Source organism: Streptomyces sp. NPDC012835, assembly GCF_042900885.1.
GTDB lineage: Bacteria > Actinomycetota > Actinomycetes > Streptomycetales > Streptomycetaceae > Streptomyces.
Map to the genome: position 1 here is coordinate 356,643 of NZ_JBIBBW010000003.1, position 24,083 is coordinate 380,725.

Consider the following 24,083-nt stretch of genomic DNA (forward strand, 5'->3'; position numbering starts at 1 on the left):
CTGCCTAACGGAGTCGGAGGATCTTCATGGCGCGCAGGCTCCGGTTCATCAGCGCGGCGTACCGCTCGTCGTCCAGCCCCATGGAGGGCGCCATCGGCAGGAGCCGCTGCTGTGCGACGGTCTGGGCCTCGGTGTACTTGAGGATGCCCTCGGAGCCGTGCCGCCGGCCGAGACCGGAGTCCCTCATTCCGCCCATCGGTGCCCGCGCGCTGCCGTACGCCGACGCGTATCCCTCGTTGATGTTGACCGTGCCGCTGCGGAGCCGGGCCGCGACCCGGTGGCCGCGCGCCGCGTCCTTGGTCCAGACGCTGGCGTTGAGTCCGTACGGGAGGGAGTTGGCCAGGTCGATCGCCGCGTCCTCGGAGCTGAAGCGGTAGAGGGAGACGACCGGTCCGAAGGTCTCCTCCGCGCAGACGGCCATGGGGGTCTCGACGCCTTCGAGGACCGTCGGCTCGTAGAAAAGCGGCCCGATGTCGGGGCGGGCGACGCCGCCCGCCAGGAGCGTGGCGCCCTTCTCGACGGCCTCGTCGACATGGCGGGTGACCGCCGCGAGCTGGCGCTCGCCCGCGAGGGAGCCCATGTCGGCCCCGTAAGCGAGGGAGTTGCCGAGCCGCATCGCCTTCGTCCTGGCGACGAACCGCTCCGTGAACGCGTCGGCGACCGACTCGTGGACGTACAGCCGCTCGATGGAGATGCAGAGCTGCCCGGCGGAGGAGAAGCACGCGCGCACGGCGCCCTCCGCCGCCTTCTCCACGTCGGCGTCGGCCAGCACCAGCATGGCGTTCTTGCCGCCGAGTTCGAGGGTGACGCCGACGAGCCGGTCCGCGGCGCCGCGTGCGACCTCCCGCCCGGTGCGGGTCGATCCGGTGAACGAGACGTAGTCGGCGTGTGCGACGACCTCGGGCCCCACGACCGGCCCGTCACCCAGGACGACCTGGAAGACCTCGGACGGCAGCCCCGCCTCGATCAGCAGGTCCCGGGCCCACAGAGCGGTGAGCGCGGTCTCGGTGTCGGGCTTCATCACCAGGGCGTTGCCCGCGACGAGCGCGGGCAGCGCGTCTCCGACGGACAGCTCCAAGGGGTAGTTCCAGGGCGCGATCTGCCCGACGACCCCGCGCGGCTGCCGCAGCTCGGTGACCTTCGTGAGCACCGGCACCGCGCCGATGTGCCGCTTCGGCCGCAGATACGCGGGGGCCTTGAGCCCGTAGTGCCGGGCGGCGACGGCGACGGCCTGTACCTCTTCGTGGGCGTGCAGCCTGGCCTTGCCGGTCTCCAGCTGGATCAGATCGAGCACCTCGGCCTGTCGCTCCAGCAGGAGGTCGTGGAAGCGGAGCAGCACGGCCGCCCGCCGCCGCGGCGGGAGGGCGCTCCAGCCGGGCCGGGCGGCGCGCGCCCGCTCGAACGCGCGCGCCACGTCCTCGGGGGTGGACTCGGGCAGGTCGGCCAGCTTCTCCCCGGTGAACGGGGTGTGGTTGGCGGTACGGCCGGAACCGACGACCCCGCGTACGAGCCGGGCGACGCGCTCGGGGGTGACCACATCGGCGGCGGTGCGCGCACCGGCCGGGGAGGCGGCCACGGGGTTGGTGCTACGGACGGCGGAGGTTTCCGGGACGGCTGGGGCTCCCGGGACGACCGGGGCGGCAGGCGTTCCCGGAGTGGCGGTGACTGGCTTCGAGTCCGTCATGGGGCCGAGGGTATGACGCATCGGGAGCTTTGGATACCCGGCGGTAACACCTTTTCACCCGGTGCGTACGGGGCAGCCGCATCGCGCCAGTGATCACTGGCTACATAACCCCTGATCAGGGGGTCCTGGGCGGATCGACGAGATGACAGACGGATCGGCGGACCATCAGTTCGCGTCTGCCGGCGGCGGCTGCCAGCTGCGCAGGACGGTGTTGAACTGCTTGCGGATGGTCTCCCAGTCCTCCTCCGGCCCCGACATGTAGATCGCGTACTCGGTGTTCCCGTCGTCCGAGTAGTAGATCTGGTCGATGGCGTGCCGTTTCCCGGTGTGGCTCTGCTCCTCGGTCCAGGTGAACTCCCAGCGCGCGGAGCGCGCCTTGTCACGGAAGGAGTTGGGAGCCATGCTGACGCGCTCGTAGTCCGGCAGCCGTCGCAGCTGCTCCTCCAGGCTCAGCATGTGCGTGTACGGATCCTCGTAGTCGGGCGAGCTGACGCTGATCCGGATCAGATGCACCCCGTTGTCGGGGGTGTAGTCGATCAGCTCGGTGCCGGCCCGCCGCTCCCAGCCCTTGGGGACGCTGAGGGTGAAGCCCTCGGGGGCCTCGACGCGCTCCCAGGCGCTGTCGTCGGAGGCTTCGTCCGTCGGCTTCGGGCTGTCGGACGCGTCGTCGGAGGGCTCGGAGGTGTCGATCCCCTCGCTGTTCCCGGCCGTCGGGCGCGCTGCGCCGCCGTCACCGCCGCCGCGGTCCGCGAGCTTCAGGACGGCGAAGCCGACGCCACCGCCGAGGACCGCCGCGACGGCGATGGCCACGGCCGTCGTACGCAGCCGGCCGCGGCGGCGCCCGGCCCGTTCGGCGGCGGGCACGGGGCGGGTCCCGGAGTCGCCGCCGGGGGACGGGGGGTGCGGGGAGGTGGGCGGAGGTACGGGCGGCGCGGCCGCGGTGCCGCTCTCCGTCCCCCGCCCCGGTATGTGTGTCTCACCCGAGGAGTACGGCGGCGATGTCGCCCGATCCGCCCCGCCACCTCCCGCGCCGCTCCCGCCGCCCGCGCCGAATCCGGCGGGCTTCGCCGGTTCCTCGGCGGGCAGTCGCGCGGTGGCGGCCGTGGGCCGGCCATCGGTGCGTACGGCCACGGTCGGATCGTGCGCCCCCGCGCCGGTCGGCGTCCGCCCCTCCATCACCTCGCGCAGCATGCGTTCGGTCTCGCCGACTCCGGAGCGCGCGTGCGGGTCCTTGTGCAGCAGCGCGGCGATCACCGGAGCGAGCGGGCCGGTCTGGTCGAGGTGGTCCAGCTCGTCCGTGACGACGGCCTGCATCGTGGAGAGCGGGGAGGTGCGGCGGAACGGCGAGGTGCCCTGAGCGGCGGTGTAGAGGGTGACCCCCAGCGACCAGAGGTCGGAGGCGGGGCCGGGGTCGTGGCCCCGCACCCGCTCGGGCGCCAGATAGTCGATGGAGCCGATGATCTCACCGGTCCTGGTGATGGTGGCGTCGCCCTCTATGGCGGCGATACCGAAGTCGGTGAGCAGGACACGGCCGTCACGGGCGAGCAGGACGTTGCCGGGCTTCACATCGCGGTGCAGCACGCCGGCGGTGTGCGCCGCGCGCAGCGCGTCCAGGACGGCGAGCCCGATCCTGGCCGTCTCCCGGATGTCGATGCGACCGGATTCCTTGACCGCGTCTGCCAGGGAGGGGCCGTCGACGTACTGCATGACGATCCACGGGCGGTCGTCATGGTGGAGGACGTCGTGGACGGTGACGACCGCCGGATGGCTGATGCGGGCGGCGGCGCGGGCCTCTTTCCTGGTCCGCTCGTGCAGGACGGCGCGGTCGGCCTCGGAGACGTACCGTCCCGCCGTCAGCTCCTTGATGGCGACCACCCGGTGCAGCATCTCGTCGTGCGCGCGCCACACCCGGCCCATGCCCCCGCGGCCGATGCTCTCGCCCAGTCGGTACCGCCCGGCGAGCACCAGCCCGTCGCGGGTGTCTGCCGCCCTGCCCGCGGTATCCGCGCCGGCGCTTCCGGTGCCGCCGGCGCTTCCGGTGCCGCCCATGCCGCCGGTATCCGAACCCGTCCTCTGCGAATGCTCCACGTCCATGCCCCGCTTCCTTGGGCTCACAGGTTACGGAGCGGCGCGGGGACACGAAACCTCGGGGCGGTCGCGGCAACCGGACTGTGACGCGCGGGGCCTGACAGCGCGCTTCGCGCGCGGCTCCCGTTCCGCTCGGGAACAGAGCCGGAACTCGGGCGGACTTGCGGTCCGTCAGCCCGTAACGCGATAGGCACCGGTGGCCTGTTGGTAGATCTCGCCGACCTTGTCCCGCTCGTCCTCGGGACCGATGACCTGGATGACGTGGTACCGGCCGTCGATGACCATCGCGAGGTTCCGTACGAAGACCTCGCGGCCGCTGCTGTCCTGCCAGGTGTACTGCCCCTCCGCCATGGCCTGCTGTCCGACGTCGATGCGGCGCAGTCCGGAGGCGGTGGCCCAACTGGAGTCACGGAACGGCTGTATCTCGCGTTCCTTGTCGCGCTGATAGGCCATGGGGTCGGAGCCGTTGCTCGCGACGCTGTCCCGGCCCGGGACGACTATCAGGGTGAAGTCCCCACCCTCGTAACGCACTTGTCCGCTGTCGTTGATGGGCCGCCGCTGCCAGGTCTTGTCGACCGCGATACGGAAACCCTCCGTGTCCTCGCGCAGGGCGTACCCCTTGGCGACATCGGGGGCGGACCCCGAGGTCTGGGGAGCGGAGGTGTTGGGACGGTCCGGGCTGCCGGAAGCGGGCGGCTCCGTGGTGGAGGTCCGCTCCCCGGACTCCTGCCCGCCGGGGTCCTGCGGTGCGGAGGACGCGCCGGGGGGCGCCTCCCCGACGCTCCGGCCCTGCTGCCCCGTATCGGAGGACTTGGGCATGAACATCACCGCGTACACGACGACCCCCACCAGGAGGAGCAGTACCAGCAGCAGCAAGGTGCGGCCCAGGGCGTTCGGCGCGCGCCCCCCTTCGGAACGGCCACGGGGGCGGTCGTCGCGGTCCGCCGGATCGGACGGGCCGTAGGGGCCGGGGGGTTCCGGGCGGCCGAGGCTCTCGAAGATCTCGGGGCGTTCGTAGGTCTCCTCGACCTCGGAGCGGCCGTACCGCTGCTCGACGGCCTCACCGACGCCGCCGCCGCTCTCACCGACCGCGTCTTTGCGCTCCTTGCCCTTCTTGTGGCGGTGGCGGCCGTGTTCCGCGTCGCGGCCACGGCCCCAGATGCGCCGCCTGCGCACCAGCTCTCCCCGGCGGCGCACGATCGGCAGCCGCGTCTCGTCGGTCGGCACCGTGACGACGTCCAGACCGGCCTCCGGCTCGGGGGCGGACCGGACGAGGGAACGCAGCCAGCCGCGCAGCTCCTCGAAGTCCGGCCGTTCCGAGGGGTCCTGACGCAGCAGCGACTCGACCACGGGACGCAGCGGTCCGCATTCCTCGGCGAACGCGGGCGGCTCCGCGCAGACGAGCTGCACCAGCTCGATGGCGCTCTCCTCCGGGTACGGGGCGTGTCCCTGCACCGCGCGGTAGAGCAGCGCGCCCAGCGCCCACAGGTCGGTGGAGGGCCCGATGGGCGGTGCCAGCTGCCAGTTCTCATGGACGGGACCGGCCTGTTCCGGCGCCCAGCGCTCCGTGACGGCCCCGACGACCGCGATACGCGCCTGCCGGGCGCGCTCGGCCGCGAGGGGGGTGGCGGGCCCCCGGTAGGCGGGCACGGGGCCGGGCGCCACGATGTCGTCCCACCGGCCGGCCCCGGCGCCCCCGCCCGTGGCGGCGGGCGCCTGCGCCGAGTGCCGCTGCGCGTCGGCGCGCAGCGCGTCACGCGAGCCGCCGGGCTGCCCGCTGCCGGGCTGTCCACCACCGGTCTGTCCGGCGCCGGTCCGTCCGGTACCGGTGCGTCCGTCGCCGTACGGTCGGTCGCCGGGCCGGGGGTACGGGCTGCCGACGCCACGTGCCTCGACGGCTCCGGTGCCCCCGCTGCCCCCGTACCCGTCGGAGTCGTGCCCGGCGGAGTCGTATCCCGTGAACTCCTGTCCGGTGGATTCGTACCCGGAGGAGTCGTGCCTGTCGGAGTCGTGCCTGTCGGAGTCGTGCCCGGCGGGCGGCAGCGCGGGCGTCTCTCGGCGGGCCGTGCCCGCGGGTCCCGCGCCTACGGGTCCCGCGCCGGGTACGGGAATCCCCGCCGTGCCGCCGCCGAACGGGGCCGCCGCTCCCCCGCCGTACGGACCGCCGCCCGCGGGCAGCGAGCCGGAGGCGTCGTTCCAGGGTGCCGGGCCGTCGTTCCAGACGCCGGCGAGCTGGGCGCGATAGGGCGGCGTGGGCGGCTCGTCGTCCTCGTCGGCGTCCACGTCCTCGAAGGGGCGCGGCCGGGCGACCCACCATTCCGGGTCGCCGCCGGTCGCGGCCGGCCCCTGGGGGACGTCCTGGGCCGGCGTCCGGGGCTCGTCGTGGGCCGGCTCCCGGGACTCCTGCCCGGTACCGGGCTCGGGCAGCGGGGGCAGCCCGCCCGTGTCGGCCGCCCGGTCCTCGCTGGCCCGCGCGGCGGCGCGGGCCCCGGCGCGGTACGCGGCGATGGCACCGGCACGCGCGGCGCGGATGTCGCCGGAGCCGCTGCCGGGCAGCGCCGGGCGGCCGCCGTACGGGGCGGGGATGCCGGGCGGGCCCTGGTGCGGCCGGGGCATGGCGCCGGAGGTACCGGACGAGGTGCCCTCGCCGTAGGGGCTCTGGGCGGTGCGGCCCGTCTCCAGCGCGGCCCGGCCCGGCGAGCCGGGCACACCGGCCGTGGGTCCTGGTGCGTGGCCCGGGTCTGCTGCTCCCGTCTCCGCTGCCCCGCCGGACGGACCGTGGTGTCCGCCCGTGCCGAGCTGTTCCCGGCCCCCGGATTCGTACAGACCGGAGTCGTGTCCGGAGTCGTGCGGCCCTGAGTCGTGTCCGGAGTCGAGGAGCCCGGATTCCTGGAACCGGGAGTCCGGCGACCCGGGCCGGTGTCCTGCTTCGTACGGGTCCGGCCCGCCGGGCGGCTCCGGCACCGGCGCGTATCCGCACAGTGCCTCCTCGGCCGCACCCGCGGCGAGCCCGGTCAGCACGACCCGCCCGTCGTCGCAGACGAGCACCGTGCGGACGGTGATGTTCCGGTGGGTCCAGCCGTGGGCGTGCACCACGCGTACGGCGGTGAGCACGTCGGAGGCGATCTCGGCCGCGCGGTACGGGTTGAGCGGCTTCTCCGCGAGCAGCGCGGCGAGCGGCCTGGCCGCGACGAGTTCGCTCACTATCCACAGCGAACCGGACTCGGCGAAGACGTCGAAGACCTGGTCGAGCCGGGGGTGGTCCGGGATCTGGGCGGCGCTCTGCGCCGCCTCGATGGCCCGCCGCACCGCCGGGTCCGTATGCCTGCGGGGCGTGCGCCCGGGGGCCCGCCGGGGTGCGGCGGCTCCCTCGGCGTCGATGACCTCGGCCTCCACGACCTCCGGCAACGGCACCTGCCGGACGAGGACTTCCTGGCCGCTGTACGTGTCGAAGGCACGCGTCTCGGCGAGTTCGTACTCGTCGGACGGCGGCAGGGGCAGGCGATAGCGGTCGGCGAGAACCCGTCCCGCGTATTCGTCCACGACGCCTCCCCGAAAGAAAACAGGCGGTCTCCCGGTCCCGGAGACCCACGAAGCCGCCAATTCCGGTCGTTTACCGGCTCATTGTGGATGCGTACGGTTCGCGAGACTCACGATACGTGGCCGGGGCCGAACGTGCCGCCGGGTCCGGGCAACCGGTGCGGAACGTTCGCATCCGTACGCCTCCACTCCTGCCCGTGACGGCCCGACCCACGCCCGGGACCGGCCGCCGCGCCTCTGCCTGACCCCCGCGCCCGGGCCCCGCGCTCAAGCCCCGTGCTCAGGGACCGTCGCTCAGGCCCCCGCGCCCAGGGGCCGCCGCTCAGCCCTTCGGCTGGAACGTGGCGATGGCGGTCTTCCGCAGCGTCTCGCACGCGGATCCGTCCCACTCGTCGGCCTTGCAGCTCACCATGATCGAGTACCCCCGGGAGCCGTCGACCTTGAAGCCCCGGTTGAGGACCCTGATCCGCTCGCCGCCCTGCTCGCGCTCGAACACCCAGTCCGCGACGGTCGGATACCCGTTGAACTCGGTCTCCTTGAGGCTGATGCGCTTGTAATTCTTGCTGCTCCCTCTGACGCTCGGCTCCTGCTGCCGCCAGGCGGCCACGGCGTCGTCGGTCGGGGTGCTGGTGAAGTCGCCCTGCACCCGGGGGAATCCGCCGCTCTTGCTGTAGATGCCGCCGGAGTTGGTGCCGGCTATGGCCGTCTTGCGGAAGCCCTCGGGCATCGCCATGGCAAAGTGGAACTGGGAGTCGCTGACCATGGCGTAACCGTCGGGCAGTTCATCGCTGCCCGACGTGCCCTTCCCACCCGTGTCCCCGTCGTCCTCATCGGCGTCATCGCCCTTGTCGTCGGAGTCGCCCGACGTGTCGGAGCCATCGGCCGAACCGGAATCGGAACTTCCGGAATCCTGTCCGGCGGCGGCGGCATCGCCCTTGCTGTCCCCTGTCGCGCTCTTGCCCGGCGCCGGGCTCTCGTTGCCGTCCTTGCCGGCCGTGTCGGTGGCGGACCCCGCAGAGGCCGTCCTGTCACCGGCACCCTTGCCCGCACCGGACGCGTCGTCAGCACTGCCGTCACCGTTGAGGGCGACGATCAGCACCGTGGCGATGATGGCCAGAGCGGCGACGACCGCGATCACCACCAGCGTGCGCCGGGGCACCACATCCGTGAGCGAGGCACGCGGCGCAGACGGGCGCGCCGGCGCGACATACCGGGCGCCCGGCCGGGGCGCGCTCGGGGCGGGCGCGGCACGCGGGACGGGCCGGGGCTCGGGAGGCAGTTGCAGAAGCGGAATCGCCCGGGTGGCGTCGGGCGCGGGCTCCGGCTCCCGGTCGGGCGCCTGGATGATCTCTTCGAGGAGCGCCCGCGCGCCCGCGTCGTCGAGCCGCTGCTCGGGGTCCTTGGCCAGCAGCCCGTAGATGACCTCGGTCAGCGCGCCCGCGTTCTTCGGCGGGTCGAGCGGCTCGGTCATGACCGCCGTCAGCGTGGCGATGGCGGAGCCCTTGTCGTAGGGGGGCGAGCCCTCCACCGACGCGTACAGCAGCCCGCCGAGCGACCAGAGGTCGGCTGCCGGGCCGGGCTTGTGGCCACGGGCACGCTCGGGCGAGATGTAGGAGGGGGCGCCGACGAGCATGCCGGTCGAGGTGACCGAAGGGTCGCCCTCGACCTGGGCGATGCCGAAGTCCGTGAGCACGACGCGGCCGTCCTCGGCGATCAGCACGTTGGACGGCTTCACATCGCGGTGCAGAATGCCCTCGCGGTGCGCCGAACGCAGCACGTCGAGGATGGCGAGCCCGACCTCGGCCGCCCTTCTGGGCGTCAGGAGGCCGTCCTCGCGCACGGCTTCGGCGAGGGACTTGCCCTCCACCAGCTCCATGACGATCCAGGGCCGGTCGTCCTCGTCCACGACGTCGAAGACGGTGACCGCGCCGTTGTTGCGGATCCGGGCGATCGCCTTGGCCTCGCGCAGCGTGCGTGTGATCAGCCGGCGCTTCTCGTCGTCGTCGATGCTGGAGGGGAAGCGCAGTTCCTTCACCGCGACCGTACGGCCGAGAGTCTCGTCGAGGGCCCGCCACACCGTGCCCATGCCACCGCGCCCGAGTACCGCGCCGAGCCGGTACCTGCCCGCGAGCAGGCGTCCTTCCGGGGTGTCGCCGGCGCCCTTCCCCGTCTCCCGCCGAGGCTCCTGCGCCGTGTCCCGCGACTGCTTCGACTCCGACATGCGTCCCCTCTGCGATCCCTGATCCTGGCCCGCGCCCGCCGCCGCACGGTGCCGTAACGCGCCCTGGCAGAGCCTTCATTGTCCCTCACTCCGGGACCGCCACTGCTCCCGGGTCCGGTGCCCGGCGCGACGGCGCCACCGGAAGGACCCTCACCATGCCACTGCCCGGAGCAGGGACCGACACTCCGCAGGCCATGCCCCTGTTCGAATTCTGCACAAGTGCACGCGTAACGGATGAGCCCGCGGTGACGAATGTGATGGGTGAAGGGGAATCGCCGTCCTGAGTACGCGTCACTCCCTCGGACCCCGCGCACTCCGGCACGCACCACCCGCCCCCTGAACACCGATTCCACCGCCCCCGCACCGGACACGGCGTCACCAGCCCGCTGCCCGTGCGTCCATACGTACGCCCCCCGTCCCCCGTTCAGGCGCCACCCGTGTCCCCGATCACCCCGCCGGCCCCAACCGCTCCTCCCGGGAACGGCGTTGCACAGCGCGCCGCGGCGCCCGTCCGCCGGGCGGCGTCAGGTCGGCACGATGTCCGGCGCGCCCAGCCGCGCCGCGTCCGCCGTCTGATCGTCCGGCTGCCGCTGCGATTCCCGCTCGGCCTCCACCCGCTTCCCGTAGTGCGTGACCTCCCGTTCGATCTGGTCCTTGTCCCAGCCGAGCACCGGCGCCATCAGCTCCGCGCACTCCCGGGCGCTGCGCGTCCCCCGGTCGAAGGTCTCGATCGAGATGCGGGTACGCCGCGTCAGCACGTCCTCAAGATGGCGGGCCCCCTCGTGGGAGGCCGCGTAGACGACCTCGGCGCGCAGATAGTCGTCGGCCCCGCCGAGCGGTTCGCCGAGTCCCGGATCGGCCGCGATCATCTCCAGCAGCTCCTCCACCAGCGTGCCGTAGCGGTTCAGCAGGTGCTCGACCCTGGCCACATGGATTCCGGTCCGCGCCGCCATGCCCGCCCGCGCGTTCCACAGCGCGTGATAGCCCTCGGCCCCGAGCAGCGGCACGTCCTCGGTGACGCAGTCCGCCACCCGCTGGTCGAGACCGTGCACCGCCTCGTCCACCGCGTCCTTGGCCATCACCCGGTAGGTGGTGTACTTGCCCCCGGCGACCACCACCATGCCGGGCACCGGATGGGCGACCGTGTGCTCGCGCGACAGCTTGCTGGTCGCGTCCGACTCCCCGGCCAGCAGCGGGCGCAGCCCCGCGTACACCCCTTGTACGTCGTCACGGGTCAGGGGGACGGACAGCACCGAGTTGACGTGCTCCAGGAGATAGTCGATATCGGCGCTGGAGGCGGCGGGGTGGGCCCTGTCCAGGTCCCAGTCGGTGTCGGTGGTGCCGACGATCCAGTGGCGGCCCCAGGGGATGACGAACAGCACCGATTTCTCGGTCCGCAGGATCAGCCCGGTCGAGGAGTGGATGCGGTCCTTGGGCACGACGAGATGGATGCCCTTGGAGGCCCGGACGTGGAACTGTCCGCGCTCGGCGATCAGCCCCTGGGTGTCGTCCGTCCAGACCCCGGTGGCGTTGACCACCTGCTTGGCCCGGATCTCGTACTCGCCGCCGGCCTCCACGTCCCGGACGCGCGCGCCCACGACCCGCTCGCCCTCGCGCAGGAAGCCGACGACCCGCGCCCCGTTGGCCACCCGCGCGCCGTAGGTGGCGGCCGTACGGACCAGGGTCGCCACATAGCGCGCGTCGTCCATCTGCGCGTCGTAGTACTGCAAGGCGCCGACCAGGGCGTCCTTCTTCAGGCAGGGCGCCACCCGCAGGGCGTTGCGCCGGGAGAGATGGCGGTGGACGGGCAGCCCGCGGCCGTGTCCGGACGATATGGACATCGCGTCGTACAGCGCGACGCCCGATCCCGCGTAGAACCGCTCCCAGCCCTTGTGCCGCAGCGGATAGAGGAACGGCACGGGCTTGACCAGATGGGGCGCCAGCTTCTCCAGCAGCAGCCCCCGCTCCTTCAGGGCCTCGCGCACCAGCGCGAAGTCGAGCATCTCCAGATAGCGCAGCCCGCCATGGATCAGCTTGCTCGACCGGCTCGATGTGCCGGAGGCCCAGTCGCGCGCTTCCACGAGTCCGGTCGTCAGGCCGCGCGTGACCGCGTCGAGAGCGGTGCCGGCCCCGACCACCCCCGCGCCGATCACCAGCACGTCCAGCTCGCGCTCGGTCATGGCCGCCAGCGCTCGGGCGCGCTCCGCAGGTCCCAGTGTCGCTGTCCTCACCGCTGCCTCCCGTCGTCCCCCGCGTGGTCGGGCTCACAGATCGATTCTGTCCGCAGTCGGCGACTTCAGCCACTGGCTGTGGATAACTCCGCGCCCCACCCGGTCCCAGGTGCTCGACGGCGACCAGCACCGCACCCCCACAGCCCCCGAAAGGCGCAATATCCGACAAACGCTCATCATCGGCCACGCCCTACCGCATAACGGTCATATTTAAGCCTAGTCTGACAGTGCGCTCGCTCATTCTGTCCACCGGGCTTGCGCTCACTGTCAACTCCGGCTAGGTCCTGCCGGGCCCGGCACAGCTCCCCCGGACAGGACCGCAGGGAAGGACGCGGCCACCGCCATGCCCGCAGATCTCGCCGTCATCGGACTCGGCCACCTCGGCCTGCCCCTCGCCCAGGCCGCCGTGGCCGCCGGTATCGACACCATCGGCTACGACACCGACCCACGCCCCGTCGCGAAACTGGCCGCGGGCCAGAGCCCGGTCGACGGCCCGCTCACCGCATCCGACGTACGCCGGATGCTCTCGGGAGGGTTCAGGCCCACCACCAACCCCACCGAGCTGGGCCGGGTCCGTACCGCCGTGATCTGCGCCCCCACCCCGCTCGGCGCCGACCGCACCCCCGATCTCACCGCGCTCGCCGCCGCCGCCCGCGCCCTGGCCGCCCGGCTGCGCCCGCACACCACCGTGCTGCTGGAGTCACCCGTCGCGCCCGGCACCACGGAGGGCTGCCTGCGCACGATCCTGGAGGAGGGATCGGGCCTGCGCGCGGGCCGCGACTTCCACCTCGCCTACTCGCCCGGACGGCTCGACCCCGGCAACCGCGCCCACAGCTTCGGCAACACACCGAAGGTGATCGGCGGCCTCACCCCCGCCTGCACCGAGTCGGCCGCCACCTTCTACGGCCGCCTCACCGACAAGGTCGTCCGCGCCCGCGGCCCGCGCGAGGCGGAGACCGTGAAGCTCCTCGAAACCAACTTCAGGCATGTGAACATCGCCCTGGTCAACGAGATGGCCGTGCTCTGCCACGACCTCGGCGTCGACCTCTGGGACGTCATCCGCTGCGCCGAGACCAAGCCCTTCGGCTTCCAGGCGTTCCGGCCCGGCCCCGGCGTCGGCGGCCACGGCGTGCCGATGGACCCCAGCTATCTGCCGCACGCGGGCCGCACCCCCGGCCATCCGCTGCGCATGGTCGGCCTCGCCCAGGAGATCAACAGCCGTATGCCGCAGTACGTGATCCAGCGCAGCGCCACCTTGCTCAACGAACACGGGAAGTCGGCGCGCGGGGCCCGGGTGCTGCTCCTCGGCGTCACCTACAAGCCCGACCTGGCCGACCAGGAAGGCTCACCGGCGACCGAGATCGCCTGCCGGCTGATGGACCTGGGCGCCGCCGTGAGCTACCACGACCCGTACGTACCCGACTGGCGGGTGCGCGATCTGCCCGTACCGCGCGCCGACTCCCTGTACGAGGCCGCCGCCAACGCCGATCTGACGGTCCTGCTCCAGCATCACCGCACCTACGACCTCCAGGGCCTCGCGGTCAAGGCCCAACTGCTGCTCGACACCAGGGGCGCGAGCCCGGCGGGCGCGGCATACCGGCTCTGACCCCTTCGGCCCGGCGCCCACCGGGCGGCGTCCCGGGAGCGCGCCGTCCGGCATGTGAAAAGGCCGCCTCTTTCAAGAGGCGGCCTTTTCCACGGGGTGCGGCGTTCAGCGGCTGTGCTGCGAGTCCGCCACGGTGACCTCGACGCGCTGGAACTCCTTGAGTTCGCTGTAACCCGTCGTCGCCATGGCCCGCTTCAGCGCACCGAAGAAGTTCATCGAGCCGTCCGGGCTGTGCGAGGGGCCCGTCAGGACCTCCTCCGTCGTCCCGGCGATGCCCAGGTCGACCAGCTTGCCGCGCGGCACGTCCTCGTGGACGGCCTCCATGCCCCAGTGCCGCCCCTTGCCGGGCGCGTCCGTGGCCCGGGCCAGCGGAGAACCGATCATCACGGAGTCGGCACCGCAGGCGATCGCCTTGGGCAGGTCGCCGGACCAGCCGACTCCCCCGTCCGCGATCACGTGCACGTACCGGCCGCCGGACTCGTCCATGTAGTCACGACGGGCCGCCGCGACATCCGCGACAGCGGTGGCCATCGGCACCTGGATGCCCAGCACGTTACGGGTGGTGTGGGCCGCGCCGCCGCCGAAGCCGACCAGCACGCCCGCCGCGCCCGTCCGCATCAGGTGCAGGGCGGCGGTGTACGTGGCGCAGCCGCCGACGATGACCGGGACGTCCAGCTCGTAGATGAACTGCTTGAGGTTCAGCGGCTCGGCCGCGCCGGAGACGTGCTCGGCGGAGACCGTCGTACCGCGGATGACGAAGATGTCGACCCCGGCGTCCACCACGGCCTTGGAGAACTGGGCGGTGCGCTGCGGAGAGAGCGCCGCGGCGGTGACCACACCCGAGTCGCGCACCTCCTTGATGCGCTGCCCGATCAGCTCTTCCTTGATGGGCTCGGCATAGATCTCCTGGAGCCTGCGGTTGGCGGTCGCCTCGTCGAGACCGGCGATCTCGTCGAGCAGCGGCTGCGGGTCCTCGTAGCGGGTCCACAGACCCTCCAGGTTGAGGACGCCCAGACCACCCATCTCACCGATACGGATCGCGGTCCGCGGGGAGACCACCGAGTCCATGGGTGCGGCCAGGAACGGCAGCTCGAACCGGTAGGCGTCGATCTGCCAGGCGATCGAGACCTCCTTCGGGTCCCGGGTGCGCCGGCTGGGGACGACGGCGATGTCGTCGAAGGCGTACGCCCTGCGGCCGCGCTTGCCGCGCCCGATCTCGATCTCAGTCACGATGTGTGGCCTTTCCCTCTACGTCTGCCGTCCCAGTATCCCCGACACCCGTTCGCCCGATACCCGGCGGCGGCATCCGCGTCGGTGCCGGGCCCGGTCGGGGGGGGGGGGGGGGGGGGGGGGGGGGGGGGGGGGGGGGGGGGGGGGGGGGGGGGGGGGGCGGCGGGGCGGGGGGGGGGGGGGGCGCGGGCGGGCCGGGCGGGGAGCCGCCGCGGGCCGCCCGGGGGCCGGGGGGGGGGGGGGGGGCGGGGCGCGCGGCGCCCCCCCCCCCCCCCCCCCCCCCCCCCCCCCCCCCCCCCCCCCCCCCCCCCCCCCCCCCCCCCCCCCCCCCCCCGGCGGTACGTTGTCGGCGCTCGCCCCACCCGGGGCGCGCGGTCAGCCCCTGGTGTAGTTCGGTGCCTCGACCGTCATCTGGATGTCGTGCGGGTGGCTCTCCTTGAGGCCGGCCGCGGTGATCCGGACGAACTTGCCCTTGCTCTCCATCTCGTCGATGGACGCGGCGCCCACATAGCCCATGGTCTGGCGGAGGCCGCCGATGAGCTGGTGCAGCACGGCGGAGAGCGGGCCGCGGTAGGGGACCTGGCCCTCGATGCCCTCGGGGACGAGCTTGTCGTCGGAGGCCACCTCGTCCTGGAAGTAGCGGTCCTTCGAGAACGAGCGGCCCTGGCCGCGCGACTGCATCGCGCCGAGCGAGCCCATGCCCCGGTACGACTTGAACTGCTTGCCGTTGATGAACTGGAGCTCTCCCGGCGACTCCTCGCAGCCAGCGAGCAGGCTGCCGAGCATCACCGTGCCGGCCCCGGCGGCGAGCGCCTTGCCGATGTCGCCCGAGTACTGGAGGCCGCCGTCGCCGATGACCGGGATGCCGGCCGCCCGGCAGACGGTCGCTGCCTCGTAGATCGCGGTGACCTGGGGAACGCCGATCCCGGCGACGACACGGGTGGTACAGATCGAGCCGGGACCCACGCCCACCTTGACGCCGTCCACACCCGCGTCGATCATCGCCTTGGCGCCGTCCCGGGTGGCGACATTGCCGCCGATGACGTCGACGGAGACGCTCGACTTGATCTTGGACATCCAGCTCAGCGCGTTGCTGTTGTGGCCGTGCGAGGTGTCCACGACCAGGAAGTCGACGCCCGCCGCGACCAGCGCCTGGGCGCGCTCCAGCGCCTCCGGGCTGGCGCCGACGGCGGCGCCGACGAGCAGCCTGCCCTCGGCGTCCTTGGCGGCGTTGGGGTACTTCTCGGCCTTGACGAAGTCCTTGACGGTGATGAGGCCCTTGAGGATGCCCGCGTCGTCGACCAGCGGCAGCTTCTCGATCTTGTGGCGGCGCAGCAGCTCCATGGCGTCCACGCCGGAGATGCCGACCTTGCCCGTGACGAGCGGCATCGGGGTCATGACCTCGCGCACCTGGCGCGCGCGGTCCGCTTCGAAGGCCATGTCGCGGTTGGTGACGATGCCGAGCAGCTTGCCCGCGCGGTCGGTGACCGGGACTCCGCTGATCCGGAACTTGGCGCAGAGCTGGTCGGCCTCGGCGAGCGTGGCGTCCGGGTGAACGGTGATCGGGTCGGTGACCATGCCGGACTCGGAGCGCTTCACCAGATCGACCTGGTTGGCCTGGTCGGCGATGGAGAGGTTGCGGTGCAGCACACCGACGCCGCCCTGCCGCGCCATGGCGATCGCCATCCGGGCCTCGGTGACCTTGTCCATCGCCGCGGAGAGCAGCGGGATGTTCACCTTGACGTTGCGGGAGACCAGCGACGCGGTGTCCACCTGGTTGGGCAGAACCTCCGAGGCGCCGGGCAGCAGCAGCACGTCGTCGTATGTCAGCCCGAGCGTCGCGAACTTCTCGGGCACTCCGTCGACGTTTGCAGTCATGACACCTTCCCCAAATGGCCTTGATCGGTGCGGATGTCCATGCTAACGGGCTTCGCGAGCCTCTCATTCCACGAACAAGATCACCGATCGGCTTCGTATGTTCATCCGTAGGCTCCCATGCCGTCCCGCACCGATTCGGCCGCCGGCCCCTGCGGCCCGCACCCGGCGCCCGCACCAGCTCCGCCGGGCGGGGGTGTCCGGCGGGTGTTCACTGGCCGGCCAGGGCTCGCAGTCTGCTGAGCGCGCGGTGCTGGGCGACCCGGACGGCGCCGGGCGACATGCCGAGCATCTGTCCCGTCTCCTCGGCCGTGAGCCCGACCGCGACCCTGAGCACCAGCAGTTCGCGCTGGTTGTCCGGCAGGTTCGCGAGGAGCTTCTTGGCCCATTCCGCGTCGCTGCTGAGGAGCGCGCGCTCCTCCGGGCCCAGCGAGTCGTCCGGCCGCTCGGGCATCTCGTCGGACGGCACCGCGGTCGACCCCGGGTGCCGCATGGCGGCCCGCTGGAGGTCGGCGACCTTGTGCCCGGCGATGGCGAAGACGAACGCCTCGAAGGGGCGTCCGGTGTCGCGGTAGCGCGGCAGCGCCATGAGGACGGCGACGCACACCTCTTGCGCGAGGTCCTCCACGAAGTGGCGCGCGTCACCCGGCAGCCGGTTCAGCCGCGTACGGCAGTAGCGCAGGGCGAGCGGATGGACCCGCGCCAGCAGATCGTGGGTAGCCCTTTCGTCGCCGTCGACAGCACGGTGAACGAGCGCACCGATCACCGTGGGCTCGTCATCGCGCATCGGTCCATGGTGCCTTGGCGGCTGCTGGTCGGCGGCGCCGCGTCCGTAGTTGTGCACCGAAGCGTTATGAGCGGGTGCGGCAGAACTCATTCCGTGCGCCCTCCCCTCGCGCTCGTCCGACTCGTCCCCGAGGAACTCCACATCTCCAAGGATGCGGCATAGCGCGGGAAACGGGTGTGTACGGGCGTACGTTTGCCCGGCCCGCTCAGCCACCGCCGCCCGCCCAGGGGTCCTTACGGAATCGGTCGAGGACCCGGTGGAACCTCTCGGCGGGCGGGGGAGACACGCCGCGCGCGTCAGCGCACGAGGCCCCAGCGGAAGCCGAGCGCCACCGCGTGCGCGCGGTCCGAGGCGCCGAGCTTCTTGAAGAGGCGCCGGGCGTGCGTCTTGACCGTGTCCTCGGAGAGGAACAGCTCACGGCCGATCTCCGCGTTGGAGCGGCCGTGGCTCATCCCTTCGAGCACCTGGATCTCGCGGGCCGTGAGGGTGGGCGCGGCGCCCATCTCGGCCGAACGGAGCCGACGCGGCGCGAGGCGCCAGGTCGGATCGGCGAGCGCCTGCGTGACGGTCGCGCGCAGCTCGGCGCGCGAGGCGTCCTTGTGCAGATACCCCCGGGCGCCCGCGGCGACCGCGAGTGCGACGCCGTCCAGGTCCTCCGCCACCGTGAGCATGATGATCCGGGCGCCGGGGTCGGCCGAGAGCAGCCGCCGGACCGTCTCCACTCCCCCGAGCCCGGGCATGCGGACGTCCATGAGAATCAGATCGGACCGATCCGCGCCCCAGCGGCGGAGGACTTCCTCGCCGTTGGCCGCGGTCGTCACGCGCTCGACACCGGGCACGGTCGCGACCGCGCGGCGGAGCGCCTCTCGGGCAAGCGGGGAGTCGTCGCAGACGAGGACGGATGTCATGACCGTCCTCCGCAGCTGATGCGCGTCACCTTGAGCCTCCAGGCTGGGTACATGTCGTCACCTGTGCAATTGACGCTCTCGGACATGTGCCCGATCGCTCATTCTCTCAATCGCCTCACACACTCAACGACGGTCACTCGAAAGAGTTACGGGTCGGAGGATCGAGTTCCGCACTCCCCGTGAGGGGCCGGACACGGAGAAGAACGGCGCGGCCGGTGCCGCGTCGCTTCAGGGCATGCCCCATTTAGCGGCTTTTCTTCACTTTTACTGGTGTCTGTGGCTAGATTCGTAATGAGTCATATTTACATCTACTTACATAGTAGATGTACGGTCGTGAGCACCGGTGCGAGTCGCGCGTCGGGCTCGTACCCGGCGTCCTAGCCGCCCGTATCCGCCTCAGCACGGTTTCAAGGGGACATGAGCAATGGCAGATTTCTCCCGCCTTCCCGGACCGAACGCAGATCTGTGGGACTGGCAGCTCCTCGCGGCTTGTCGCGGTGTGGACAGTTCGCTCTTCTTCCACCCGGAGGGGGAAAGGGGCGCGGCACGAAGCGCGCGTGAGACCTCGGCGAAAGAGGTGTGCATGCGGTGTCCGGTCCGCGCGGAGTGCGCGGCGCACGCGCTGGCGGTACGGGAGCCGTACGGCGTGTGGGGCGGGCTGACCGAGGACGAACGGGAGGAGCTGATGGGCCGGGCGCGCACCCGGCTGATCACCGCGTCGGCCCCGTCGGGTACGGGGCCCGGTCCCGGCGCCGGGCACGGCGGGCACCCCGACCGCGCCGGACACACGGGCCACGGCAGCGGTTGACGTGCCGGAATCGGACCCACAGCAAAGAAACGTTCCTGCACTGGCCCGGAACGCCCGAGCGGCGTCCGGTCAGCGCGTGGCGGCCAGCACGAGCTGGTCCAGCGTGGCCGCGACGGCCGGGACGCGGGCGAGATCCGGCAGGGTCAGCGCCACGATCTCCCGCCGCACCGCGGGCTCGACCGCGATCGTACGGACGCCTTCCGTACGGACGGACTCCAGAGCCAGCTCCGGCAGGACCGCCACCCCGAGTCCCGCGGCGACCAGGCCGATCACGGCCGGGTAGTCGTCCGTCGCGAAATCGATGCGCGGCGTGAACCCGGCTCGCTCACACGCCCCCACCAGCTGCTCACGGCAGCGCGGGCACCCCGCGATCCACGACTCGCCGGCCAGCTCCCCGATCGGGACGGTACGGGTCTCGGCGAGCCGGTGCCCCTCGGGGACGAGCCCGACGAGCCGGTCCACGAGCAGCGGACGCACGACCAGGTCCTCCCACTCCGTGGTCGAACCGTCGTAGCGGAACGCCAGCGCCACATCGCACTCGCCGTCCCGCAGCATCGCCGCCGAGTTCGGCGGCTCCGCCTCGACGAGGGAGACCCGGGTGCCGGCGTGGGCGGCGCGCAGGGCGGCCAGCGCCGTGGGGACCAGGGTGGAACTGCCGCTGGGGAAGGACACCAGCCGGACCCGGCCCGCGCGCAGCCCGGCGATGGCGGCGACCTCCTCCTCCGCGGCGGTGAGCCCGGCGAGGATGCCCGTCGCATGGCGTACGAGCACCTCGCCCGCCTGGGTCAGCCGGGTCTCGCGCCCGGTGCGGACCACCAGCGGGGTGCCGGCGGAGGTTTCGAGCGCCCGCATCTGCTGGCTGACGGCGGGCTGGGTACAGCCCAGCTCGCGCGCGGCGGCGGAGAAGGAACCGGTGGCGGCCACGGTGCGCAGGACACGGAGATGACGGGCTTCGATCACCCGTCCACCATAAGCGCGTCTTTGGGCCGGTGACCGATAACGGGTGGAGCGCTTGGAGCAGCGCCCTCTAGCGTGCGCGTATGAAGCTTCTGACGGTGAATGCGGGACGGCCGAAGACCGTCGACTATTCCGACGCGCCGGGTGGCGCCACCGGGATCGACAAGCGGCCGGTGGAGGGCCCGGTCCGGGTGGCGGACCCCGGCCCGAAGGGCGCGGGCGGGAGCGGTCTCGCCGGTGACGCGGTCTGCGATCTGCGCCATCACGGCGGTTCCGACCAGGCGGTGTACGCGTTCGCCCGGGAGGATCTGGACTTCTGGGAGCGGGAGCTGGGCCGGCCGCTGGCCAACGGCGTCTTCGGCGAGAACCTCACGACGTCCGGTGTCGACATCACCGGCGCGAAGATCGGCGAGCGCTGGCGGATCGGGCCCGATGTGGTCCTGGAGGCGACGTCCGGGCGGATTCCGTGCCGTACGTTCCAGAGCTGGCTGGGCGAGCGCGGCTGGGTCAGGCGCTTCACCGGGCAGGCCGTGACCGGCGCGTACTTCCGGGTGATCGCGCCCGGTGAGGTCCGCGCGGGCGACCCGATCGAGATCGTGCACCGGCCCGCGCACGAGGTGACGGTGTCCATGGCCTTCCGGGCGGTCACCACCGAGCGCGAGTTGCTGCCCCGGACCCTGGCGGCCGCCGGGGCGCTGCACCCCGAGGGGCTGCGGATCGCGCGGGAGTACGCCGGGAAGTCGGCGAACGGCGCGTGATCCGGGGGCGGCGGGCGTCACCGGGCCGGGTGGCGCGGGCCCCCGGAGGGGCCGGGCCCCGGGTGATCCGGCGGCGCCCGGAGGCCGTCCGCTCACGGAACACACACATCGGGGGCGCGGGGACAGGCACTAACGTGCCGCGTATGACGACTGCTTTGATTACGGGCTCGACGGCGGGTATCGGCGCCGCCTTCGCGCGACGGCTGGCGGCCGACGGCCACAACCTGGTGCTGGTGGCCCGCGACATCGAGCGCCTGCGCGACCAGGCCACCGAACTGCACGACCGGCACGGCATCGAGGCCGAGGTGCTGACGGCAGATCTCGCCACGGACGGCGGCATCGAGGCGGTGGAGAAGCGGCTCTCCGACCGGACGGCTCCGGTCGATCTGCTCGTCAACAACGCGGGGTTCGGCAACAAGGGGCGCTTCCTCGAAGTCCCCGTGGCCGACGAGCTGACGATGCTGAAGGTGCACTGCGAGGCGGTGCTGCGGCTGACCACGGTGGCGGTCACCGGGATGAGGGCGCGCGGCCGGGGCGGGGTCGTCAATGTGGCGTCGGTGGCCGCGTTCGTGCCGCGCGGGACGTACGGGGCGTCGAAGGCGTGGGTCGTCCAGTTCACCCAGGGGGTGGCACGGGACCTGACGGACTCGGGGGTGCGGCTGATGGCGCTGTGCCCCGGGCTCGTACGGACGGAGTTCCACGAGCGGGCCGGGATGGGCACCGACAACATCCCCGACTGGATGTGGCTGGACGCCGACAAGCTGGTGACGGCGGCGCTGGCGGATCTGGCGCGCGGCAAGATCGTGTCCGTACCCGATCCCCGCTACAAGGCGCTGATGGGTGCGGTGAAGCTGGCGCCGCGCGGGCTGCTCGGCGGGGTCACATCGAAGACGGGGCGCAAGTACGGCCCCCGGTAAGGCGTGGGTACGCGTACGGCCCGGCGCCCCAAGGGGTACCGGGCCGCACGCGTAGGGATCCTCACCTCGACCGTCGATCGAGGAACCACGACGGCGAGCCGCCGCCCCGGCGAAGGGGCGGGCGGCTCAGCCGCGAGGAACAGCTCAGTGGCTGTGGCCGTGGCCGTGACCGGCCGCTTCGCCCTCTTCCTCGGCCGGCTTCTCGACGACCAGGGTCTCGGTCGTGAGCAGCAGCGAGGCGATGGAGGCGGCGTTCTCCAGGGCGGAGCGCGTGACCTTGACGGGGTCGATGACGCCGGCCTTCACCAGGTCGACGTACTCGCCGCTGGCCGCGTTGAAGCCGTGGCCCTTGTCCAGCTCCGCCACCTTGGAGGTGATGACGTAGCCCTCAAGGCCGGCGTTCTCGGCGATCCAGCGCAGCGGCTCGACAACGGCGCGGCGGACGACCGCGACACCGGTGGCCTCGTCGCCCTCCTTGCCGAGGTTGCCCTCGAGCACCTTGGCGGCGTGCACCAGAGCGGAGCCACCACCGGAGACGATGCCCTCCTCGACCGCGGCGCGGGTCGCGGAGATGGCGTCCTCCAGACGGTGCTTCTTCTCCTTCAGCTCCACCTCGGTGGCGGCGCCTACCCGGATCACGCACACGCCACCGGCCAGCTTCGCCAGACGCTCCTGGAGCTTCTCGCGGTCCCAGTCGGAGTCCGTGGACTCGATCTCGGCCTTGATCTGGTTGACGCGGCCGGTGATCTCGTCGGCGGCACCCGCGCCGTCGACGATGGTCGTGTCGTCCTTGGTGACGGTGACGCGGCGGGCGGAGCCCAGCACGTCCAGACCGGCCTGGTCGAGCTTGAGGCCGACCTCCTCGGCGATGACGGTCGCGCCCGTGAGGGTGGCGATGTCGCCGAGCATGGCCTTGCGGCGGTCACCGAAGCCGGGGGCCTTCACGGCGACGGCGTTGAAGGTGCCGCGGATCTTGTTGACGACGAGGGTGGAGAGCGCCTCGCCCTCGACATCCTCGGCGATGATCAGCAGCGGCTTGGAGCCACCGCCCTGGATGACCTTCTCCAGCAGCGGGAGCAGGTCCTGGATCGAGCCGATCTTGCCCTGGTGGATCAGGATGTACGGGTCGTCGAGGACGGCCTCCATACGCTCCTGGTCGGTCACCATGTACGGGGACAGGTAGCCCTTGTCGAAGGCCATGCCCTCGGTGAAGTCCAGCTCCAGACCGAAGGTGTTGGACTCCTCGACGGTGATGACGCCGTCCTTGCCGACCTTGTCCATCGCCTCGGCGATCAGCTCGCCGACCTGGTCGTCCTGCGCGGAGAGCGCGGCGACGGCGGCGATGTCGGACTTGTCGTCGATCGGGCGGGCGGTCGCGAGCAGCTCGTCGGAGACGGCCTTGACCGCGGCGTCGATGCCCTTCTTCAGGGAGGCCGGGGAGGCGCCCGCGGCGACGTTGCGCAGGCCCTCGCGGACCAGCGCCTGGGCCAGCACGGTGGCGGTGGTGGTGCCGTCACCCGCGATGTCGTTGGTCTTGGTCGCCACCTCCTTCACGAGCTGGGCGCCCAGGTTCTCGTACGGGTCGTCCAGCTCGACCTCGCGGGCGATCGTGACGCCGTCGTTGGTGATGGTGGGGGCGCCGAACTTCTTGTCGATGACGACGTTGCGGCCCTTGGGGCCGATCGTCACCTTCACCGTGTCGGCAAGCTTGTTGACGCCGCGCTCAAGGGCGCGACGGGCGTCCTCGTCGAACTTCAGAATCTTCGCCATGGCTGCTTCTCTTGTCCTCTCGAATGAACTGCGCCCCCGCCCGCCCGGCAATCGCTGGGTGGCCGAGGGCGCAGCTCAAAAGCAAAACTTTCGGTGAATTACTTCTCGATGATCGCGAGCACGTCGCGGGCCGAGAGGACGAGGTATTCCTCGCCGCTGTACTTCACTTCGGTGCCGCCGTACTTGCTGTACAGAACGACATCGCCGACGGAAACGTCGAGCGGGAGCCGCTCGCCGTTCTCGAAACGGCCCGGGCCCACGGCCAGGACGACGCCCTCCTGGGGCTTCTCCTTGGCAGTGTCCGGGATGACCAGGCCAGAGGCCGTGGTCTGCTCGGCGTCGAGCGGCTGGACCACAATGCGGTCCTCGAGCGGCTTGATGGCAACCTTGGTGCTGGCGGTCGTCACGATCCGACCTCCCCCTTCGGAGACTCACGGGGTTAACTGTCTGAGGGTGGCGACCAGATGGGTCCGTCGTCGCGGGTGCCGGACCTGCCAGTCGCGCTTTGGCACTCTCCAGTGGGGAGTGCCAGACCTGAGACTATGACTGCGATTAGCACTCGGTCAAGCGGAGTGCCAATTCCGACGGTCGTGGCGCTTCTTCCCGGGCGGGTCCCGGCGCGGATCGGCGGCGCGGAACCCGGTGGATACGCGCCGGCTCGCTACGGAAACGCACACCCCTGGCCATGGGTTCCGTCATGAGC

General features: G+C 72.1%; 16 protein-coding genes. 4 read left to right on the forward strand and 12 right to left on the reverse strand.

Annotation, left to right across the window (positions count from 1 at the left end):
• Positions 1-4 precede the first annotated feature (4 nt).
• From ACFY6S_RS14875 to ACFY6S_RS14895, 5 genes are all read right to left on the reverse strand, one after another.
• Complete coding sequence (locus ACFY6S_RS14875; RefSeq protein WP_388816051.1) at positions 5-1,684, reverse strand: succinic semialdehyde dehydrogenase; 1,680 nt, start codon at positions 1,682-1,684, stop codon at positions 5-7.
• A 165-nt stretch (positions 1,685-1,849) separates the two neighbouring features.
• Positions 1,850-3,778 (reverse strand): serine/threonine-protein kinase, encoded by a 1,929-nt coding sequence (locus tag ACFY6S_RS14880; protein ID WP_388816053.1) that lies wholly within the window; start codon positions 3,776-3,778, stop codon positions 1,850-1,852.
• A 165-nt stretch (positions 3,779-3,943) separates the two neighbouring features.
• Positions 3,944-7,315, reverse strand: a complete 3,372-nt coding sequence (locus tag ACFY6S_RS14885; RefSeq protein ID WP_388816056.1) for a protein kinase — start codon at positions 7,313-7,315, stop codon at positions 3,944-3,946.
• A 319-nt stretch (positions 7,316-7,634) separates the two neighbouring features.
• Positions 7,635-9,533 (reverse strand): serine/threonine-protein kinase, encoded by a 1,899-nt coding sequence (locus tag ACFY6S_RS14890; RefSeq protein WP_388816059.1) that lies wholly within the window; start codon positions 9,531-9,533, stop codon positions 7,635-7,637.
• Positions 9,534-10,057: 524 nt separating this feature from the next.
• The gene (locus ACFY6S_RS14895) at positions 10,058-11,764 is read right to left on the reverse strand and encodes an FAD-dependent oxidoreductase (RefSeq protein ID WP_388816062.1); all 1,707 of its coding nucleotides are present in this window, start codon (positions 11,762-11,764) and stop codon (positions 10,058-10,060) included.
• A gap of 343 nt (positions 11,765-12,107) precedes the next feature.
• On the opposite strand from ACFY6S_RS14895, the gene ACFY6S_RS14900 reads away from it, so the two are divergent.
• Positions 12,108-13,370, forward strand: a complete 1,263-nt coding sequence (locus tag ACFY6S_RS14900; protein WP_388816065.1) for a nucleotide sugar dehydrogenase — start codon at positions 12,108-12,110, stop codon at positions 13,368-13,370.
• 105 nt (positions 13,371-13,475) lie between these two features.
• Here ACFY6S_RS14900 and ACFY6S_RS14905 read toward each other — a convergent pair whose 3' ends face one another.
• The 4 genes from ACFY6S_RS14905 to ACFY6S_RS14920 all read right to left on the reverse strand — a co-directional run bounded on the left by ACFY6S_RS14905 (position 13,476) and on the right by ACFY6S_RS14920 (position 18,170).
• Positions 13,476-14,600, reverse strand: coding sequence for a GuaB3 family IMP dehydrogenase-related protein (locus ACFY6S_RS14905; RefSeq protein ID WP_114626720.1), 1,125 nt, complete (start codon positions 14,598-14,600; stop codon positions 13,476-13,478).
• 375 nt (positions 14,601-14,975) lie between these two features.
• Complete coding sequence (gene guaB / locus ACFY6S_RS14910; RefSeq protein ID WP_388816068.1) at positions 14,976-16,478, reverse strand: IMP dehydrogenase; 1,503 nt, start codon at positions 16,476-16,478, stop codon at positions 14,976-14,978.
• 208 nt (positions 16,479-16,686) lie between these two features.
• Positions 16,687-17,262 (reverse strand): sigma-70 family RNA polymerase sigma factor, encoded by a 576-nt coding sequence (locus ACFY6S_RS14915; protein ID WP_388816071.1) that lies wholly within the window; start codon positions 17,260-17,262, stop codon positions 16,687-16,689.
• A gap of 296 nt (positions 17,263-17,558) precedes the next feature.
• Complete coding sequence (locus tag ACFY6S_RS14920) at positions 17,559-18,170, reverse strand: response regulator transcription factor (RefSeq protein WP_003948568.1); 612 nt, start codon at positions 18,168-18,170, stop codon at positions 17,559-17,561.
• 424 nt (positions 18,171-18,594) lie between these two features.
• On the opposite strand from ACFY6S_RS14920, the gene ACFY6S_RS14925 reads away from it, so the two are divergent.
• Complete coding sequence (locus tag ACFY6S_RS14925; RefSeq protein WP_388816074.1) at positions 18,595-18,978, forward strand: WhiB family transcriptional regulator; 384 nt, start codon at positions 18,595-18,597, stop codon at positions 18,976-18,978.
• Between the two features lie 69 nt (positions 18,979-19,047).
• Here ACFY6S_RS14925 and ACFY6S_RS14930 read toward each other — a convergent pair whose 3' ends face one another.
• Positions 19,048-19,938: a LysR family transcriptional regulator gene (locus tag ACFY6S_RS14930; protein WP_388816077.1), complete on the reverse strand. Its 891-nt coding sequence runs from the start codon at positions 19,936-19,938 to the stop codon at positions 19,048-19,050.
• An 80-nt stretch (positions 19,939-20,018) separates the two neighbouring features.
• On the opposite strand from ACFY6S_RS14930, the gene ACFY6S_RS14935 reads away from it, so the two are divergent.
• Both ACFY6S_RS14935 and ACFY6S_RS14940 read left to right on the forward strand, forming a co-directional pair.
• A complete protein-coding gene (locus ACFY6S_RS14935; protein ID WP_388816079.1) occupies positions 20,019-20,693 on the forward strand; it encodes an MOSC domain-containing protein in 675 nt (224 codons plus the stop codon).
• A gap of 143 nt (positions 20,694-20,836) precedes the next feature.
• Positions 20,837-21,610 carry an SDR family NAD(P)-dependent oxidoreductase gene (locus ACFY6S_RS14940; RefSeq protein ID WP_388816082.1) on the forward strand — a complete coding sequence of 258 codons (774 nt, stop codon included), beginning with the start codon at positions 20,837-20,839 and terminating at the stop codon, positions 21,608-21,610.
• A 144-nt stretch (positions 21,611-21,754) separates the two neighbouring features.
• Here ACFY6S_RS14940 and groL read toward each other — a convergent pair whose 3' ends face one another.
• Positions 21,755-23,380, reverse strand: a complete 1,626-nt coding sequence (groL, locus tag ACFY6S_RS14945; protein ID WP_388816084.1) for a chaperonin GroEL — start codon at positions 23,378-23,380, stop codon at positions 21,755-21,757.
• A 98-nt stretch (positions 23,381-23,478) separates the two neighbouring features.
• A complete protein-coding gene (gene groES / locus ACFY6S_RS14950) occupies positions 23,479-23,787 on the reverse strand; it encodes a co-chaperone GroES (protein WP_023539274.1) in 309 nt (102 codons plus the stop codon).
• Between the last annotated feature and the right edge of the window lie 296 nt (positions 23,788-24,083).

Coding starts and splice junctions, on each gene's coding strand:
- ACFY6S_RS14875 (WP_388816051.1), bottom strand. CDS start 1,684: ATGACGGACTCGAAGCCAGTCACCGCCACTCCGGGAACGCCTGCCGCC.
- ACFY6S_RS14880 (WP_388816053.1), bottom strand. CDS start 3,778: ATGGACGTGGAGCATTCGCAGAGGACGGGTTCGGATACCGGCGGCATG.
- ACFY6S_RS14890 (WP_388816059.1), bottom strand. CDS start 9,533: ATGTCGGAGTCGAAGCAGTCGCGGGACACGGCGCAGGAGCCTCGGCGG.
- ACFY6S_RS14900 (WP_388816065.1), top strand. CDS start 12,108: ATGCCCGCAGATCTCGCCGTCATCGGACTCGGCCACCTCGGCCTGCCC.
- guaB (WP_388816068.1), bottom strand. CDS start 16,478: ATGACTGCAAACGTCGACGGAGTGCCCGAGAAGTTCGCGACGCTCGGG.
- ACFY6S_RS14915 (WP_388816071.1), bottom strand. CDS start 17,262: ATGCGCGATGACGAGCCCACGGTGATCGGTGCGCTCGTTCACCGTGCT.
- ACFY6S_RS14920 (WP_003948568.1), bottom strand. CDS start 18,170: ATGACATCCGTCCTCGTCTGCGACGACTCCCCGCTTGCCCGAGAGGCG.
- ACFY6S_RS14925 (WP_388816074.1), top strand. CDS start 18,595: ATGGCAGATTTCTCCCGCCTTCCCGGACCGAACGCAGATCTGTGGGAC.
- ACFY6S_RS14935 (WP_388816079.1), top strand. CDS start 20,019: ATGAAGCTTCTGACGGTGAATGCGGGACGGCCGAAGACCGTCGACTAT.
- ACFY6S_RS14940 (WP_388816082.1), top strand. CDS start 20,837: ATGACGACTGCTTTGATTACGGGCTCGACGGCGGGTATCGGCGCCGCC.
- groL (WP_388816084.1), bottom strand. CDS start 23,380: ATGGCGAAGATTCTGAAGTTCGACGAGGACGCCCGTCGCGCCCTTGAG.